Annotated in this window: 15 protein-coding genes and 3 pseudogenes; 3 read left to right on the forward strand and 15 right to left on the reverse strand. The window is 42.7% G+C overall.

Features of this window, described 5'->3' with window-relative positions; translation table 11 throughout:
• Positions 1–10 precede the first annotated feature (10 nt).
• From RCG17_RS11920 to fabZ, 4 genes and pseudogenes are all read right to left on the reverse strand, one after another.
• Positions 11–732: pseudogene (locus RCG17_RS11920) on the reverse strand (amino acid ABC transporter ATP-binding protein).
• The gene (locus RCG17_RS11925; RefSeq protein WP_308175353.1) at positions 719–1,381 is read right to left on the reverse strand and encodes an amino acid ABC transporter permease; all 663 of its coding nucleotides are present in this window, start codon (positions 1,379–1,381) and stop codon (positions 719–721) included. Before RCG17_RS11925 ends, RCG17_RS11920 begins: the two are co-directional and overlap by 14 nt.
• Positions 1,382–1,438: 57 nt before the next feature.
• Positions 1,439–2,275, reverse strand: coding sequence for a transporter substrate-binding domain-containing protein (locus RCG17_RS11930; RefSeq protein ID WP_308175354.1), 837 nt, complete (start codon positions 2,273–2,275; stop codon positions 1,439–1,441).
• A gap of 498 nt (positions 2,276–2,773) precedes the next feature.
• Positions 2,774–3,212, reverse strand: a pseudogene (fabZ, locus tag RCG17_RS11935) (3-hydroxyacyl-ACP dehydratase FabZ).
• 171 nt (positions 3,213–3,383) lie between these two features.
• Between fabZ and RCG17_RS28340 the strand changes: the two are divergent.
• Positions 3,384–4,289, forward strand: a complete 906-nt coding sequence (locus RCG17_RS28340; protein WP_374120922.1) for a lytic transglycosylase domain-containing protein — start codon at positions 3,384–3,386, stop codon at positions 4,287–4,289.
• Between the two features lie 28 nt (positions 4,290–4,317).
• On the opposite strand, the gene RCG17_RS11945 is transcribed toward RCG17_RS28340, so the two are convergent.
• The 5 genes and pseudogenes from RCG17_RS11945 to spoIIID all read right to left on the reverse strand — a co-directional run bounded on the left by RCG17_RS11945 (position 4,318) and on the right by spoIIID (position 8,293).
• Positions 4,318–4,569: a DNA-directed RNA polymerase subunit beta gene (locus tag RCG17_RS11945; protein WP_308175355.1), complete on the reverse strand. Its 252-nt coding sequence runs from the start codon at positions 4,567–4,569 to the stop codon at positions 4,318–4,320.
• Between the two features lie 17 nt (positions 4,570–4,586).
• Positions 4,587–5,396, reverse strand: a complete 810-nt coding sequence (locus RCG17_RS11950) for a flagellar hook-basal body protein (RefSeq protein ID WP_308175356.1) — start codon at positions 5,394–5,396, stop codon at positions 4,587–4,589.
• A gap of 25 nt (positions 5,397–5,421) precedes the next feature.
• Complete coding sequence (locus tag RCG17_RS11955) at positions 5,422–6,201, reverse strand: flagellar hook-basal body protein (protein WP_308175357.1); 780 nt, start codon at positions 6,199–6,201, stop codon at positions 5,422–5,424.
• 676 nt (positions 6,202–6,877) lie between these two features.
• Positions 6,878–7,878: pseudogene (locus tag RCG17_RS11960) on the reverse strand (rod shape-determining protein).
• 142 nt (positions 7,879–8,020) lie between these two features.
• Positions 8,021–8,293, reverse strand: a complete 273-nt coding sequence (gene spoIIID / locus RCG17_RS11965) for a sporulation transcriptional regulator SpoIIID (RefSeq protein WP_308175358.1) — start codon at positions 8,291–8,293, stop codon at positions 8,021–8,023.
• A 379-nt stretch (positions 8,294–8,672) separates the two neighbouring features.
• On the opposite strand from spoIIID, the gene RCG17_RS11970 reads away from it, so the two are divergent.
• A complete protein-coding gene (locus RCG17_RS11970) occupies positions 8,673–8,981 on the forward strand; it encodes an MGMT family protein (protein ID WP_308175359.1) in 309 nt (102 codons plus the stop codon).
• A gap of 106 nt (positions 8,982–9,087) precedes the next feature.
• Here RCG17_RS11970 and RCG17_RS11975 read toward each other — a convergent pair whose 3' ends face one another.
• Positions 9,088–10,710, reverse strand: coding sequence for a mannitol dehydrogenase family protein (locus tag RCG17_RS11975; RefSeq protein ID WP_308175360.1), 1,623 nt, complete (start codon positions 10,708–10,710; stop codon positions 9,088–9,090).
• 69 nt (positions 10,711–10,779) lie between these two features.
• Here RCG17_RS11975 and RCG17_RS11980 point away from each other — a divergent pair, with 69 nt between their 5' ends.
• Positions 10,780–10,977 carry a hypothetical protein gene (locus tag RCG17_RS11980; RefSeq protein ID WP_308175361.1) on the forward strand — a complete coding sequence of 66 codons (198 nt, stop codon included), beginning with the start codon at positions 10,780–10,782 and terminating at the stop codon, positions 10,975–10,977.
• 395 nt (positions 10,978–11,372) lie between these two features.
• Here the strand turns inward: RCG17_RS11980 and RCG17_RS11985 are convergent, their stop codons facing one another.
• From RCG17_RS11985 to spoIID, 5 genes are all read right to left on the reverse strand, one after another.
• Complete coding sequence (locus RCG17_RS11985; RefSeq protein ID WP_308175362.1) at positions 11,373–13,340, reverse strand: penicillin-binding transpeptidase domain-containing protein; 1,968 nt, start codon at positions 13,338–13,340, stop codon at positions 11,373–11,375.
• Between the two features lie 349 nt (positions 13,341–13,689).
• A complete protein-coding gene (locus RCG17_RS11990) occupies positions 13,690–14,478 on the reverse strand; it encodes a stage II sporulation protein SpoIIQ (RefSeq protein WP_308175363.1) in 789 nt (262 codons plus the stop codon).
• Between the two features lie 152 nt (positions 14,479–14,630).
• A complete protein-coding gene (locus tag RCG17_RS11995; protein WP_308175364.1) occupies positions 14,631–15,626 on the reverse strand; it encodes a nuclease-related domain-containing protein in 996 nt (331 codons plus the stop codon).
• Between the two features lie 479 nt (positions 15,627–16,105).
• Entirely contained in the window at positions 16,106–16,300 is a 195-nt protein-coding gene (locus RCG17_RS12000; protein ID WP_308175365.1) for a hypothetical protein, read from the reverse strand.
• Positions 16,301–16,344: 44 nt separating this feature from the next.
• Positions 16,345–17,379: a stage II sporulation protein D gene (gene spoIID, locus RCG17_RS12005; protein ID WP_308175366.1), complete on the reverse strand. Its 1,035-nt coding sequence runs from the start codon at positions 17,377–17,379 to the stop codon at positions 16,345–16,347.
• Positions 17,380–17,593 lie beyond the last annotated feature (214 nt).

The following is a 17,593-nucleotide window of genomic DNA, read 5'->3' on the forward strand; positions in this document are numbered from 1 at the left end:
TCAAACCTCACTATAAAACTTTTGATAAGAAATCGATGGTGCGTGGGTGTTTCGGATTTTTAAAGAATTCTTCCGTGAATTTTGTTCTAAGATTCTTCCTTGGTCGATGAACAAAATCCGGTCGCCCACTTCTCTGGCAAAGCCCATTTCGTGGGTAACGACGACCATAGTCATCCCTTCTTTGGCAAGATCCTTCATAACTGCTAATACTTCGCCAACCATTTCCGGGTCAAGTGCGGATGTTGGTTCGTCAAACAGCATTACTTCAGGCTGCATCGCCAAGGCCCTGGCAATCGCAATCCGCTGCTGCTGTCCGCCAGATAACGAGGACGGATAGGCATCGATTTTTTCCAATAAGCCGACCTTTTTCAACAGATCAACGGCCAGTTGCTTGGCCGCATCCGGCTTCAAGCCTCTTACTTTAATCGGAGCATGCGTGATATTTTGGCAAACCTTTTTATGCGGGAATAGGTTGAACTGCTGGAACACCATTCCCATTTTTTCACGGACTTTATCGATGTTCACTTTTTTCTCGGTGATATCTTGGTTATTGACGATAATTTGGCCGCCTGTTGGCATTTCTAATAAATTCAAGCATCGTAAAAATGTACTTTTACCAGAACCGGACGGTCCGATGACAACGACTACTTCCCCTTTGGAGATTTCTACATCGATTCCATTGAGGACATTGTTTTTTCCAAAGCTTTTGTGCAAATCTTTAACGGTGATCACTTTGCTTCAACCTCCTTTCAACAACCGCTAGTATTCTCGACAAAGCGTATGTCAACACTAGGTAAATCAGGGAGGCAACTAAAATTGGCTCTATTCCTAAAGCAGTATTTCCTCTAACAATCGTTGTTTTATACATCAGTTCGGCAATCCCGATTACCGATACAATGGATGAATCTTTGATGCTGCCAATAAATTGGTTTCCTAGTGCCGGTAAAATATTTTTGAAAGCTTGCGGCAAGATGATATCGAACATCGCAATGCGCTGATTCATCCCTAAACTTCTCGCTGCTTCCATTTGTCCTCTGCTAACAGCTTCAATTCCAGAGCGAATCGTTTCTGAAATGTATGCGGCAGCGTTGAGTGACAGGGCAATGATTCCGACAACTAAATCCGGTATGTCCGATCCATTAAAGAGCATCGGGACACCGATATAAATGATGTAAACCTGGGCAAGAAGCGGTGTTCCCCTTACAAATTCGACGTAGATATCGCCTAAGAGTTTGATTATTTTAAAGCGGGACCGTCTTAAAAGGGTTAATACTACTCCCAAAATACTACCAAGTACAACCGCAGCTGCTGCCAGTACTATGGTGTAATAGGTTCCAATTAAGAAAAATTGGTAATATTGTCCAATGAATGAGAAGTTCAAATGTGTCACCCCAATGCAACAGACCCCCTATCTGGAAGACCAGATAGGAATGTCTACTTAGATGTCTTTCACGTTGTTTGTTGCTTTCTTTAACCACTCTTCGTATTGTGGTTTGGATTCTTTGATCACTTTATTAATTGCTTTCATTATTTCAGGATCTGTTCCTTTTGGCATCGCAATGGCAGCACCGGCAGATGGGTCTTCGAAGTAAACTTTACTTAAAGCAATGTTTGGATTTCCTCTTGTCAGAAGAATCGCTGTTGGAATGTCAACAAGGGCGCCGTCTACTTTATTGTTAGCTAAGTCAATGGCTTCTTCTGTTGATTTTCCTAGTAATTTAAGTTGTGCATTTGGAAGTTCTTTTTCAATAATTCCTTCTTGTACAGATGTTTTGATGGTTGTCAGTCTCGCATTAGCAAAATCTTTTGCAGTCTTATACTTGTTGACATCTCCTTTACGAACTAGCATGACGTTACGTCCTTTGTAGTAAACATCTGTGAAGTCTGCGTTCTTTGCACGTTCTGCTGTTGGGCTCATTGCCGAGATAATCATGTCAATTTTCTTGCCTTGAAGGGCCACTAGTAATCCATCGAAATCCATATCCTTGATTTCATACTTCACGCCTAATTCTTTTGCTACTTTATCTAGTAATTGGATATCAGATCCAACGATTTGATCTTTACCGCCTTGTACTAAGTGGTACTCGTATGGAGGTGTAGCTGCCATCATCCCTACGGTTATCGTTCCTTTTTCTTTTAATGCGGCAAGGCCTGTTTTTGTATCCGCTTTCTTCGTGGATGAAGCTGAACTTGATCCACATGCCGCTAATGAAAGTGCTAACGCTCCAACCAATGCTACCCCAGTAACCTTCTTCCATAATCCTGTTTTCATCATGTTTCTCCTCCGTTTTCTTTATATTTGATTATTTTGATAATTTACGATAAAAGGGCTTGTACATATTGTTTGTAGAAAAATGAAAATTAATTTTTAGGGATACAATCATTAGATGACTTTTATAAAAGCCTTTCACCCGCCCTTACCATTTTATGGGTAATACATTCCATAACGTTTAGTAATGTTATATAACATTATATTAATTGGTAGACTGAAATCTGTCAACGGAAATCTGAAAATTATCAATAATAAATTATGTGGGCGATTTCACATAAAAAAACAGTGCAGGAACCAAGTCCCTTCCTAATAAAACAGCATGCCTTGTGTTGCATGCTGTTTCGGGTAATCTTACGGACTGTTTGGCTAGTCCCGAGAGGAACTTTGTCCGTCATCGGCGGTATTACGGACAGTTTGTCCTGTTTTACCTCTGATCTTGTCCGTAATATTGCTTACTTCCTCAATAGAAAACAGCACGCCTGATTTGGCATGCTGGGTTTCTTAGTCTTCCTTTTTATCTCCAAGTGCAAAAGTAATTTCTGCTTCACAAGCAACTTCCCCGTCAACCGTGGCAACGGCTTTCCCTTTGCCGATCGGTCCGCCGCATGCGGGTCATTTCGACTTCCAGACGAAGCTGGTCGCCTGGTCGGACTTGGCGCTTAAAGCGACAGCTGTCAATGCCTGCAAAAAATGCTAAGCGGCCGCGGTTTTCTTCTTTAATGAGAACGGCTACGGCGCCAACCTGTGCGAGTGCTTCAACAATCAGGACGCCAGGCATAACCGGATAGTCCGGAAAATGTCCATTGAAAAATTCTTCATTGGCCGATACATTTTTGATTCCAACCGCTCTCTTACCTTCTTCAACCTCTAAAATTCGGTCCACCAGCAAAAATGGATAACGGTGGGGAATGATTTCTTTAATCTGGGTAACATCAAGCATAGTATTAGTACCTCCTACTAAGATTAGGTTCTTATTTTTATTATACACAAAAATTACTCCTTAAAGAAAAAAATTCTATAAATTGACATATATATTTATTTTTTCAAAAAAATAAACCTGCGAAAATATGCTAGATTGGAAGTGTAAACTAATATTTGCGAGGTATAGACCTTGAATAAAGAAAATAGTCGCAAGATCTTAATTTTATTAGGAAAATTCATCATTCTCATCGGAATGATTTTTGCGCTCGGAAAACTGAATTGGGCACCTCTGGAAAATTGGGCGATTGACCGCTTGGCCCATGCACAGCCCAGGGATCAGCAGCCGACTTTGTTATTTCAGGATAAGGTAGACATCCCTGATACTATTGCCTATAAAAAGGAAAAATATTTAATTTTTAAGACTGACATCAAAAATACCGTGCAATTGTTAGTATCCAAGATCGGGATTCAAACGAGTGCCCCTATGAAGAAGGAGCTTTCTAAAAAATTTAAGACCTTTGAGAGTAGCGATTCAAAGGTCGTGGCAATGTCTGATTGGGATATTATGAAAAACAACCTGAAGGACGGGTTTAATGCATTAAAAGACGTGGCCACGGTAAGGATCATGACTGAAGATGGCAAACCAATGATCGTTGACAGCAAAACGGTTGTCGGCGATTACGATTCCTCCGATAAAGTCATGCGATGGGGCAAGGAAATTCAAGCCGCTTCAGCAAAATATGACGTCGATCCAGCTTTAATTGCGGCTGTGATCGAACAAGAATCTGGCGGCAAGCCCGACATCATGAGTCCGGCTGGAGCGATCGGCTTGATGCAGCTGATGCCGAGAACGGCTAAAGAATTGGGAGTCAACCCTTATGACTCTACGCAGAACATTGAAGGCGGCACCAAATATTTAGCCACGCAGCTTCATCGTTTTGGCAGTGTTGAAATGGCGTTGGCCGCTTATAACGCCGGGCCCGAAAATGTGTTCAATTTCCGCTATATGTATATCGCAGAGACGCAGAACTATATCCGCAATGTCCCCGCATTGATGAATAAGTACCAGCAGAAGTTTGCGACCGCACTAAAGTAAGAAGGCTGACCCCCCGTGGCCAGCTTGTCTATTTTTTCTCAACAAGATCATAAATATGGGAAAAAGCGGACCCCTTCAGGAATTCGCTCGGTTTTCCATGGCCGATGCCACTGTATCCGACTAAGGCCCCCGCCGACGCAAAAACAATGATCAAAACGAATAAGATAACAAAACGAAGGTAAATGGGAATTGCTTGCTTTTGTTGAACAGGCTTCGCCGTCTCTCCGGCTTCTTTGAGCTTTTTAAACTCCTCGCGGGTTAGAGCGAGTTTTTCCGCCATTCGAATCATCCCCTTTGTTAACGAATTCCATTAATCAGACCCATCATTTGATCCGCCATCGTCACCGCCCGTGACGAAAATTGATACGAACGCTGCACATTCAAGAGATCCGTCATTTCTTTTGACATATCCACGTTTGATTGCTCGAGCATCCGCTGGCCAATCGAAATCTGATCCCTCGGCAGTTCGGTCAAAACCCCGTTCGGTGCGGGCACATTGTCAGGAATCCCGATCAAACTGCCGCCTTTTTGCTCAAGAAATTGCGGCTTGTTGATTTGGACAACGCCAAGGTTGAACGATTCCATCGAACCATCCGTCATCGCCACATTCATAACCCCGTTTTGGGTGATATCAAATTTTTGCGCATCCCCCGTAATAATAATCGGATTATTGTTATCATCCAAAATCGGATCGCCGTCGCTCGTTGTGAGCATCGTCTCGTTTGGCGCCACAGGTGATAAGGCGAGCGCACCATTTCGAGTATACTGAACCGAGTTTTTCACAAGCACCTTGTAGTACTGGCCCGGCACCTGAAAAGCGGTATCAAGATCCCTGTCGGTCGGCTTGAAACTTCCCTGACTCATGTTCATTTGCGACTGGCTGAGCCTGGCCCCCGTTCCTTGACGAACGCCGTTTGGCGTCTGCCGCCCTACTTCTTTTGAGGCATCAGGCTGATTATTCAGCTGCTGTGCGAGCAGGTCCGTGAACGTGGCCTGCTTGCTTTTAAACCCTGTTGTATCTAGATTGGCCAAATTATTGCTTATTATGTCCATTTGTTTTTGCAACTGACTCAGCGTGTTCGTCGCCGTAATCATCGATGTATTCATGGTTCCGACCTCCTTTTTTTAAAAATTACCCTATTTTCCCGACCTGATTGGCTGCTAAGTCCATACTCTTGTCGTACGCCTGCAATATTTTTTGGTTCGCTTCAAAAGAACGATATGCGGTTAACATGTCAGTCATCGCCTTGCTCATATCGACATTTGATTGCTCCAGATAACCTTGCTGAAGCTTAAATTGCCCATTGGCCGCTTGTGCGAGCGGTGTTCCATTTTCCGTTCGATACAGACCGTTGCCTTCTTTAATAAGCTGCTGATCAGCGTTGGCGGTGTAGGCAATTCCTAACTGCCGCTGTTCGCCATTTGGCCCGGTGATCAGGCCGGTGTCACTCACGGTGAACTGGTCGCTCGCAAGCTGAATAGGCTGGTTGTTGTTATCCAGTATGTATTGGCCGTCGCCTGTCGTTAAGTATCCTGCTGCATCAAGTGTGAAGTTGCCATTCCTTGTGTAGCGTAGCTTCCCGCTCGGGTCTTGAACTGTGAAGAAGGCGGAACCCTGGTTCAAGTTTACTAATGCCATATCGGTTTTATTATCAGTTTCTTTCGTATCACCCTGGATAAAGCGTGGGATCGCTTCCTGCATATAGACACCCGTGGAGAGTGAGCCAACTTGCGGACCGCCGCTTTTTTGCGCATTCATCCGCTCTAATAACATCTCAGGAAATGACCGCAATGTCGATTGATCTTCTTTAAATCCAGGTGTATTGGCATTCGCCATATTGTTTGTCAGCATATCCGTTCTGCGCTGCTGCGCAATCATTCCCGCCGCAGCCGTGTAAAAACCCTTAAACATCCATTCCACCTCATTTGGAATACATAGATACTCTTATTATAAAAGACTTTCGTAAATTCCACATCAACTAAACGTCGAATCCTGTGAAAAAAAATCGAAATAATGGATTTGCGGATATATTGGGGTGTTCGGATAAAGGATGAAAAAGTTCGGATAAATGGTGGATATGTTCGGAAAAGAAGGTGAAGTTTGCGGATATATCGGGGTGTTCGGATAAAGGATGAAAAAGTTCGGATAAAAGTTGGATATGTTCGGAAAAGAAGGTGAAGTTTGCGGATATATCGGGGTGTTCGGATAAAGGATGAAAAAGTTCGGATAAATGGTGGATATGTTCGGAAAAGAAGGTGAAGTTTGCGGATATATCGGGGTGTTCGGATAAAGGATGAAAAAGTTCGGATAAATAGTGGATATGTTCGGAAAAGAAGGTGAAGTTTGCGGATATATCAAGGTGTTCGGATAAAGGATGAAAAAGTTCGGATAAATGGTGGATATGTTCGGAAAAGAAGGTGAAGTTTGCGGATATATCAAGGTGTTCGGATAAAGGATGAAAAAGTTCGGAAAAGGAGCTGAAGTTTACGGATATTTCGTAGGTTCGTGCGGATATATTTTTCCAAACCAAAAATAAAAAAGCCTAACGCCTCGGAGCTTGTCCATCAGCATTAGACTTTTATTTATATCAACCAAGTCTTTTTTTAGGTAGACGATCAATGTTGTCGAGCATAACGCCTGTTCCGATGGCAACGCAATCCATTGGATTTTCCGCAACCAGTACAGGTACTTTCAACTCTTCAGCTAAAAGCATGTCGATACCATGCAGCAATGCTCCGCCGCCTGTTAGGATTACGCCGCGGTCGATGATATCTGCGGATAATTCTGGCGGTGTGCGCTCAAGAACCGTTTTAGCGGCCTGAACAATAACAGCCACATGTTCGCGTAATGCTGCTTCAACCTCTTCAGAACGAACCGAAATGGTGCGTGGAAGACCGCTGACCATGTCACGGCCGCGAATTTCCATTTCCTCGGAACGGGATCCTGGGAAGCAGGTTCCAATCTGAATTTTGATGTTTTCAGCTGTGCGTTCACCGATGAGAAGCTTGTACTCACGTTTAATGTAGTTTAAGATTTCTGCATCAAATTTGTCGCCAGCCATTTTGATAGAGGAAGAAGTAACGATGTCGCCCATTGATAATACTGCGACGTCCGTTGTTCCTCCTCCGATGTCAACTACCATATTTCCGCTTGGCTGGAATATGTCCATTCCGGCGCCAATAGCGGCTACCTTTGGTTCTTCTTCTAAGTAAATCTTCTTTCCGCCGCTTTTTTCAGCAGCTTCACGGATTGCTTTTTGCTCAACGCTTGTAATATTCGTTGGGCAGCAAATCAAGATGCGCGGTTTGGATAAAAAGCCTTTTACATTCAGCTTGTTAATAAAATGCTTCAACATTGCTTCTGTTACGTCAAAGTCTGCAATTACGCCGTCTTTCAATGGGCGGATCGCAACGATATTTCCTGGCGTACGGCCGACCATTTTGCGAGCTTCTTCACCAACAGCAAGAACACGGTTTGTATTTTTATCGATTGCCACGACAGAAGGTTCATTCAAAACAATTCCCGGCCTTTAACGTGAATAAGCACATTAGCCGTTCCTAAATCAATACCAATATCCCTAGCAAACATTCTCTTTTCTTTCCTCCTTGATAAGGAATCCACATACTGTCCTAATTGTATATTGTAACACACAACATGTAATTTTCATACAGGAAGTTGTAAATTATTGTAGAAAGATGTCTGTTCAAGGAAAAAAGAATAGATTGAAAAATTACTTTACTGTTTCGCCTTCTCTTTCTTCTTTTTGATACTTCATTTTTGTCGCTTCCCCGCCTCTGAGGTGGCGGATCGATTTATGGTAATCTAAGATTTCTTTTACTTCATTTGCCAGGTCAGGGTTAATTTCAGGAAGTCTCTCAGTTAAATCCTTATGGACTGTACTTTTGGATACGCCAAACTCCTTCGCTATGACGCGAACCGTTTTTCTCGTCTCCACGATATACTTTCCAATCTTGATAGTTCTCTCTTTGATGTAATCGTGCACACCACTCGCCCTCCCTAAATTGGATGTGAGAAGTGTGAAATGAGACCCGCTTATCACTCCGATGAAATAGTGCTTACCTCATGCTGAATAATCATGTCCCCAACTGAAACCCCATTGTCCTCAAACGACTCCTCACCTCAAACACTCTCTTTATAAAGGTTTTTTACAGTTTATTAGCTTGGATAGTGGATTATGCAATAAATACAAGGTTTTTCTAAACTTTTTTTGAAAATTCAGCAATTAATTTTATGCATGATTATGCATTGTTCATGGTTCGACATGCTCTAAGCCGCGCCATTCCTGGATTTCTAAATTATTTCCTGAGAAATTTGTCAAATGGAATTATAATGATAATAGATACGATGGAAGGACCAACAAGATGACAGATTTTACTAAAAAGGTGATTTCAATTATTAAAAATATTCCAGCGGGCCAAGTGATGACTTACGGACAGGTTGCCGGAATGGCAGGCAGTCCGCGTGCTGCCCGTCAGGTTGTTCGGATTCTTCATTCGCTGAGCCGCAAACATCAGCTTCCCTGGCACCGTGTGATTAATGCAAAGGGGGAAATTGGCTTGAAGGACATCGGTGAACAAAAGTTTCTTCTTGAAGCGGAAGGTGTGGAGGTGAGCCAATCAGGCAGCATCTCCCTTGAAAAATATCAATTTAAAAAGTCGGAGAATGACTAGCAGTTTATTTAGCGAGGAATGATCTGCTTTACCATTTCGTAGACGTTTTGAACAATTTTCCCGAGGTTAATTCGTACAAAAAAGGAGAGTGATTCCACTCTCCAATCTACTCTCCTAATTGTTGATGCAATGTGGCTCTCACTGCACCTTTTTCTTTAATTAACCTTTTGAAAAACTCTTCTATTTTTTCGCCTAAACCAGCTTCATACAAATCAACACCGAAGATTTTTTTATTTGAGAGAATCGGCCGGAGGTTGTCGCCAACCGAGTCTGGCCTGCCAAACTTTATGTTTTTCATATATTCCTGTAATTCTTGTAAAAGTGGGTCCGGACTGAGCTTCATCTCTTCACCCTGATCATTGACGCCCAGCAAATATCGGCACCAAGCGGCAATGGTTAAGGGAATAAACGTCAAATCGTTCACGTCCAGGTCAGCTCTTTGCATATAAGCTTTGATCGTTTCCCCAAAGCGAATCGCTAGTTTTTGTGATGTATCAGATGCAATCCGCTGCGGCGTATCAGGATTATTCGGATTTGGAAAACGCACTTCGATGACTTCTTTAATAAATTCAGACGGCTTAATGATACCAGGGTCGGTCACCGTTTTCATGCCTTCCACATAACCAATTTTTTCAATCAATGCTTTTAAATCTTCATCCTGCATTTCAGCGGCAATCGACCGATAATCGAGCAAGCAGCCAAAGACGGCTAATGCGGTATGAAGCGGGTTCAAGCAGGTGCATACCTTCATTCTTTCAACCTGGTCAACGACTTCCCGATCGGTAAAATAAACACCGACCTTTTCCAAAGCTGGCCGCCCATTTGGAAAACGGTCTTCAATCACGAGGTATTCGGCCTCTTCCCCATTTACAAACGGAGCAATCGGCGCACGATTTGGTTTCGTGCGGATTAATTCGGCGCTGCCATAACCTAGTGTTTTTAGCCGCTCTGAAACTTGTTCCGAAGGCACTGGCACAATTTTATCGATCATACTCCATGGAAAGCTGAGTTTGACTTCATTTTTCAAATAATCAAGAAAACCTCTTGCAACAAAGCCAAGTTCGTTCCAAGCCGTAGCCACTGTTAAGACGGCAGCTTTCAGCTTATCGCCGTTATGTGAAAAATTATCTGTGCTGACTAGCGCTAAAGGAGCCTGTCCCGTTAGATAGCGATTATGTAAAAGCGCAGCGAGCATGACCATTGTGTGTTTTGGATGGTCGAGCCCCTGCTCAATTTCTTCTTTCACAGCTGTGCGGATTTCGCCATCCAGATCTTTTAGGTCGTAACCTTTTTCCGTGATCGTAAAAGTGACGAGCTGAAGCGACGGTTCCGCAACGATTTCTTTTAGGCGCTCCCATGCATCGGGACCGCTGCCTGTGGCAATACTTTCGGCCACACTAGCAATGACCTCCATATCCAGAGTGCCATCTGTTTTCATCACGACACTCAGACTTAAGTTATCATGCGGGTGATAGACTTTTTCCACCAAATCCACATTGTTGGTAGAGACAACAATAATCCCTCTATCTGTTTCGGTTTTTTCGATTAAATGCTGCTGGAGTACTGAGTGGTGGGCCCTAAACAAATTTCCTCCCCCGAAATGCAGCCAGATGGGAGATTTCTTGGTCGCTTCCCAAACCTTTTCAAAGTCATATTCTGGTGTTTTGATCCCCAATGCTGTAAATTGATCTTTCTTTCCTTTGAGTTCTTCTTTATTTAATTGCAGCAATTTTTTTACCCCTTTTCCTTTCTTAATGCATTTTCCATTATAAATTATAATAGGAGGAATTTCTCAAGTTTGAACCATTTACTGCATAGTTTGAACTACTTTTCAGTTGTTATGTTTCGTGCGGATAAAAGGGAGATTTGTTCGGAAAAGAAGGGATTTGTTCCGTTATATCGAGGAGTTCGGATAAAGGATGAAAAAGTTCGGATAAAAGGGGGATTTGTTCCGAAAAAAAGGGATTTGTTCCGTTATATCGAGGAGTTCGGATAAAGGATGAAAAAGTTCGGATAAAAGGGGGATTTGTTCCGAAAAAAAGGGATTTGTTCCGATATATCGAGGAGTTCGGATAAAGGATGAAAAAGTTCGGATAAAAGGGGGATTTGTTCCGAAAAAAAAGGATTTGTTCCGTTATATCGAGGAGTTCGGATAAAGGATGAAAAAGTTCGGATAAAAGGGGGATTTGTTCCGAAAAAAAGGGATTTGTTCCGTTATATCGAGGAGTTCGGATAAAGGATGAAAAGGTTCGGATAAAAGGGGGATTTGTTCGAAAAAAAAGGGATTTGTTCCGTTATATCGAGGAGTTCTAATAAAGAATGAAAATTCCCAGAAATATAGAGCATTACCCCTTTTTCTGTAAATAAAAAGCCAGGGTTAGAAAACCCTGGCTACTTCATTCCCTCAATAATCCCTTTTACAAGTTTAACAGGAATGGACGATCCGCCGCGATTCTGGACATTTTCCACCATCATCGCAACCATTAGATTCGGCGAATTCACATTATACGTAACAAACCAGCCATTTTCCGTCCAGGTTTCGCCCTGTTTCTGCTTGATTTCCGCCGTACCCGTTTTTCCTGCCAGCGGATAATTCGCCATATCAGCGGCATGCGCCGTCCCATCCGCATCACCAACAACCTTGCGAAGGTCCGCAGCAATCAACGCTGCATCTGCGCTAGATACGACCTGCTGCTTCCAAACTTGACTTTTAGCGTCGGACATCAGCAACACTGGTTTAATCATATTGCCACTATTCACAAACGGCGTATAGGCAGACATCAAATGAACAATGCTCATTTGGACCTGACCTTGCCCATAGCCCGAATCTGCAAGCGAAATATCGGTATCCAATTTGCCAAATGTCGATTTGGTTAATGGGAATGGATACTTCATATCCTCCTCAAAACCAAACTTTTTCAGACCATCACTAAATGCCTGCTTGCCAATTTTCAACGCTGTTTGCGCAAAATAAATATTATCCGACAAGACTAATCCCCGTTCAAGGTTGACCGGACTTGACTCATGCACCCTTGTCACAAAATAATTGCCCCACGATTGATCCTTCTGCCATTTCGGGCCGCTAATCGCAATTCCCTCATTCGGATCAAACGCCTTTGCCGCAAGCCCTATAGCGGCCGTAATCGGCTTCATCGTTGAGCCTGGAGCATAGGTTTTATTAAAACGTGTTGCTAACGGCTCTTGAGGGTTACTTTGCAGCTGGTTCCAGGTATCTGAAGAAAAGCCTAGTACAGCCTGGTTCGGGTCAAACGACGGCGAACTGACAAGTGCGAGCGTTTCCCCTGTCATCGGGTTCATCGCCGCAGCCGTCCCTGCTTCTCCGTTCATGCCCGCAAACACTTTTTGCTGTGCATTCGCATCAATCGTCAACGAAACGTCCTTCCCATTTTCCACTTGTTTTTCGGCTAACACCTTCTCGGTACCGTCGGCCTTCTTAATCGTGACCTTCACGCCCGATGTGCCGCGCAGCTGGTCCTCATACACCTGCTCAAGGCCTCTTTTTCCAATTACGTCACTGGCCGAATATCCTTTATGCTTTGACAGTTCATCGGCTGTAATCGTGCCCACATAGCCGATCAGCTGGGCTGCTGCATCCTTGTACGGATAAATGCGGGCTGGCACCTTCTTCGTCTGCACGGGTGCCAGGGCAATTAACTGCTGAATCCGCGCCTGGTCATCCAAAGCAACCTTCTTGAGCGGAACAAAATAATCAGGCTTCACCCAGCTTGCTGTAATCGCTTTGTTGATTTGGTCAGGCGTCATTTGCAGCAGGCTCGATAGCTGCGAAATCACTAAATCCTTCTGGTCGCCCATTTTTCCAGGAACAACGCCCACCTCGTAGGCCTGGCCATTCACCGCCATGCCGTTACCATTGCGGTCCACGATCTGCCCACGCACTGGATCTGTTGTTGCGAAGCTGATCTTGTTACCCTTTTTTAGGTCAGGAAAAATATACGTCGAGTTCCAATCCAAGTACCAATTTTTGTCTTCCTGCACCATATGAGCCGTCTTAGAAAACTGAATCGGCCCGGCAATCGAGTTCATTTTTACCGAAAACGGCAGCTGTGCGGTTTCCTTCTCCGACTTCTTATAACTTAACTTAAGGTCGGAAACCTCCAAATCACCGTAAATCTTCTTATACCGGTCCACAAACTCGGTCTTGGTGATCGACTTCTTCGCATCCTTCGATAAATACCCATACATGCTCGAAAACTTTTGCTGCTTCCACAAATCTATGTATTCCGAAAATCTATCCTGCGCCGTCGGTCCCCGATTGCATCCCGCAATCACGAAAGTTAAAACCACTGCTGTAAAAAGGAACCCAATCCATTTTTTCAACTAGTATCCCCCCTAAACCTTATTTATCTTTATTTTTACAGTTTTCCACCGGAATGGCAAAGAATAACATCACTTTATTGTGTTTCGACTCACAATTGTTGATTTTTCAAAGGATGATCCTGGGCAGAAGTTAACTTTTTCACGAACTTATTTTTCTGCGGAAGTTATCTTTTACACGAACCTGTTTTCCCGTGGAAGTTATCTTTTACACGAATCCTTTTTTCCACAGAAGTTATCTTTTGCACGAACCTATTTTTCCACAGAAGTTAACTTTTACACGAACCTACTTTCCCGCGGAAGTTATCTTTTACGCAAAAAAAGAGGAAGGTTACCCCTCCTCCTTGATTCATTATGAGTTTGTATCGCTAGAAGAGCTGTCAGGTGTTGTGCTCTTCGTTTTTGAATCGTTTGTCGTTTTATCTTTAGTCGTATTAGTCGTTTTATCTTTAGTCGTTGAATCTGACTTTTGGTCACTAGTAACACTATCTGTTTTTTGTGTGGCAGAAGATTTCGTTTGCTCATCGGTCACTGCGTTTAACGGTTTGTTAAAGTAGTTTTGCGGATTGACTGCAACGCCATCTTTGCGGATTTCAAAATGTACATGTGTTCCAGCTTTTTCATTGAACAAGCTTTGTCCAGCCTCTGCAATAACTTGTCCTTGATCAATTTGGTCGCCAACCTTGACCTTCATATCTTTAACAGATTCATATTGAGTGACAACACCATTTCCATGATCAATTTCAATAACATTACCCAATAGAGAATCTTCTTGAACTTTTGTTACATTACCACCCATAGCAGCCACAACATCAAAGGATTTACCATCTTTCATGCCAATGTCGATACCAGTGTTTGGAACATACGTATTTTTGTAAACAACTAACGCAGCTTCCTGATCGGCCTTTTTACCAGAGAAATCATAGAATTTCTTTTCGATCACGACTTGCTCGGCATCTTTTACAGGCATTTGGAAGTTTTCCATTTGCTTGTTAACTTCAACTGCTGGATTATCTTTCCCTGCAATATCACTAGAATTATAAGTGTATTTTTTCGTGTCGTTGTTGTGACTAGCTTGATACCAAAGGACCCGGTCAAAATGATTGCTGCACTTGCGATATAAATGGCTGGAAATACCCAACGCTTTTTCATAAAGCGTCTAAAACGAGAAGATTGTTTGTTTTCTTCCTCTCTCATGATCATCACCTCAGCAATCATTCTGAACAGATCGGTAGAATAATATACACACCCTCAAAAAATTTTTTGGTTTATTTTTCGACAAAGTGATTTATTTTATTCATCAAATGGGAAATTTTTTTCAGGTCTATAATAAATACGACCTTTCTTGGATCCGGTGAAAGGCAAATTTAGGGATTTGAGGATGTAATTTGCAGCATCAGAGGAGGATATTTGGAGAAACCAGCGCAATTCTGCGTTTGTGATTGTCGGCTTGATTAGTAGGAAATAGTCGTTGATCGTTGGGATATAAGCTGTTTTTGATTGATAATTACAATGAAGGCAAATCCATAGACCGTACTTATTAAATTGCATTGCTAGCAAATTACATTTGGGACAATGAACACCTGTACTGACGTCTTTTGGAGGGATTTCATACATTTTCTGGATATTGTACTTTAGAGGAGTATGTGCCGCTAACAAGGCATCTTCTATATTTTTTAAACTAGATTTTGTGAGGGAATTGGGGAGTGGAGCAATCTGGTTGATTTTTTCAATTAAGGTTTCACCAGTACACACCTTTTTAAAAATATGTTCATATCCAGGATCAGCAGTAATAATCGATTTTTCATTACTGTTTGCGAATAAATACTCAATTGGGAAATGACCAAAACCATTTTGCGCTAACCACATTCCTAATTGCAGTGCCTGTTCTCGAGCTTGTAATACTGGATTTTGCGTACGCTCCCGTTTATTTTTATCGGGATATATTTTTATAACTTGGTCAAGGTGTTTATCAAAATGAATATCACATTTCCAGTTTTTCACTTCAATGTTTAATGGGAGAATGAAAGTGGATAGGACTAGTTTATCAATTTGAAAAAAATTGTCACTATTGGGGCATGGTAATCGAAGTCCATGTATAATATCGAATTGATCAGGGGCCAGCTTGTCCAAAAAATAAGAGATTTCCTTCTCACCGCGGTATCCAGTCATTCTACGATGGTAGTCTTCTTCAATCTCACCTCGTTTCGGGTGGAATCTTTTGATTCTCCTTTTGTATGCTTCGTCAATTAGGACTCTTTCTGGAATTTTGAGGTGGTTCAAATCCACAAGCATCACTCCTTTTTTACTTTCACGTAGATATTCTATTTTTTCTTTTCTCTTCCTTCTCTTATTTCAAGATATTTGTTACTAAATTATGAATTTACTCCGAATGCTTTGTGGTATTTCCGAACATATCCACCTTTTATCCAAACTTTTTCCTCCTTTATCCGTACAACCCGGTATATCCGCAAACTCTCCTTCTTTTCCGAACATATCCACCTTTTATCCGAACTTTTTCCTCCTTTATCCGCACAACCCGATATATCCGCAAACTCCACCTTCTTTTCCGAACATATCCACCTTTTATCCGAACTTTTTCATCCTTTATCCGTACAACCCGGTATATCCGCAAACTCCTCTTTCTTTTCCGAACATATCCACCTTTTATCCGAACTTTTTCATCCTTTATCCGTACAACCCGGTATATCCGCAAACTCTCCTTCTTTTCCGAACATATCCACCTTTTATCCAAACTTTTTCCTCCTTTATCCGTACAACCCGGTATATCCGCAAACTCTCCTTCTTTTCCGAACATATCCACCTTTTATCCGAACTTTTTCATCCTTTATCCGTACAACCCGGTATATCCGCAAACTCCTCTTTCTTTTCCGAACATATCCACCTTTTATCCGAACTTTTTCATCCTTTATCCGTACACCCCAATATTTTCGTAACTCCACACCATCTCCTCCAAAAAAATAACCAGTCCCCCCACGGGGACTGGTTATTTTTTCGCCGTAATCATCGCGAGCATGTTGTCGGTAGAAGTGATGGCGACGCCGGTATAATAGTGTTCCACGATATCCTTGTATGTTTTACCTGCGGCGGCCATTCCATTCGCACCATATTGGCTCATGCCGACGCCGTGACCGTAACCCTTTGTACTAATAACGATGTTACCGCCTTTACGTACCCAACTGAAGTCGGACGATTTCAATCCGAGTTTCTCGCGAATGTCCTTCCCCGTCAACGTTTTACTTCCGAACTTCACAACCCCGACACGCTTGCCAGCTGTTCGCTCAGTGATTTGTCCGATCTGTGAACCATTCCCCAAACGGACCCCAAGTTTCGCCTCAATATCCGCAACCGTAAATGTCTGCTGGTTACTGAATTTGGGTGAGCTTTTATCCCATGGGCTCGTGACACTCCGTAGATAAGGAAGTTTACTTGGCCAGTAATCCTCGGAATTTTCGGTGTAGCCATTGCTGGTGGAGAAGAAGGTAGCCTGGATGGGCTCACCGTTGTAGGTTAAAATTTGGCCGCTCGTGGCCCTTACGGCATCGAGGACCTTTTTCCTTTTCCAGCTGTAATCCGCTCCCCACTCCTTGCGCAGCTGATCGTCACTGGAGTAGACCTGATCCATGGTCGTGTCACCGACTTGGGCACCCTTTGGCAATCCGAGATGATTCTGCTTGCTCATTAATTGTTTGACGATATAGGTTCTCGCTGTTAACGCCTGTGCTTTTAGGGCCTCTTCATTAAAATCAGCCGGCATTTCCGATGCCACGACACCAACGAGGTAATCTTCTAGGGGAACTTCCTCAATCTTGGATTTGGAAAAACGGTACACACCCACTTCCACACCTGCGTCTGCCGTTACGGTTGATGTTTTCGTTTTTTTCGAAGTCTGGTTGAGACTTTCACCTAATTTTCCGCTAACCTTTCCTTCTGAAAAAGGTATGACCAGGATGGCTGGAACGATTAAGGTTACGGCAAACAAGAGTGATAAGAGTACGATGAGTGGTTTGTATTTTTTCATGAATGGGCCCTCCCGTATGAAGTTTTACCATTCATACATATGGGAGAGGACAAGCATTTATGACTAAACTTTTGGAGAAATTCGGGGATAAAAAAGTAGTATAAATTAACAAAATCTTTCATATTAAAAAAATGTGGAGATCCCACACGCTGAAAAAAAATAAAACCGAAGAACGCAAGTATGCTACACTCTTCGCAGGCTCTTAATATAAAAT

The organism is Neobacillus sp. PS3-12 (assembly GCF_030915385.1).
Taxonomy (GTDB): domain Bacteria; phylum Bacillota; class Bacilli; order Bacillales; family Cytobacillaceae; genus JAEVLT01.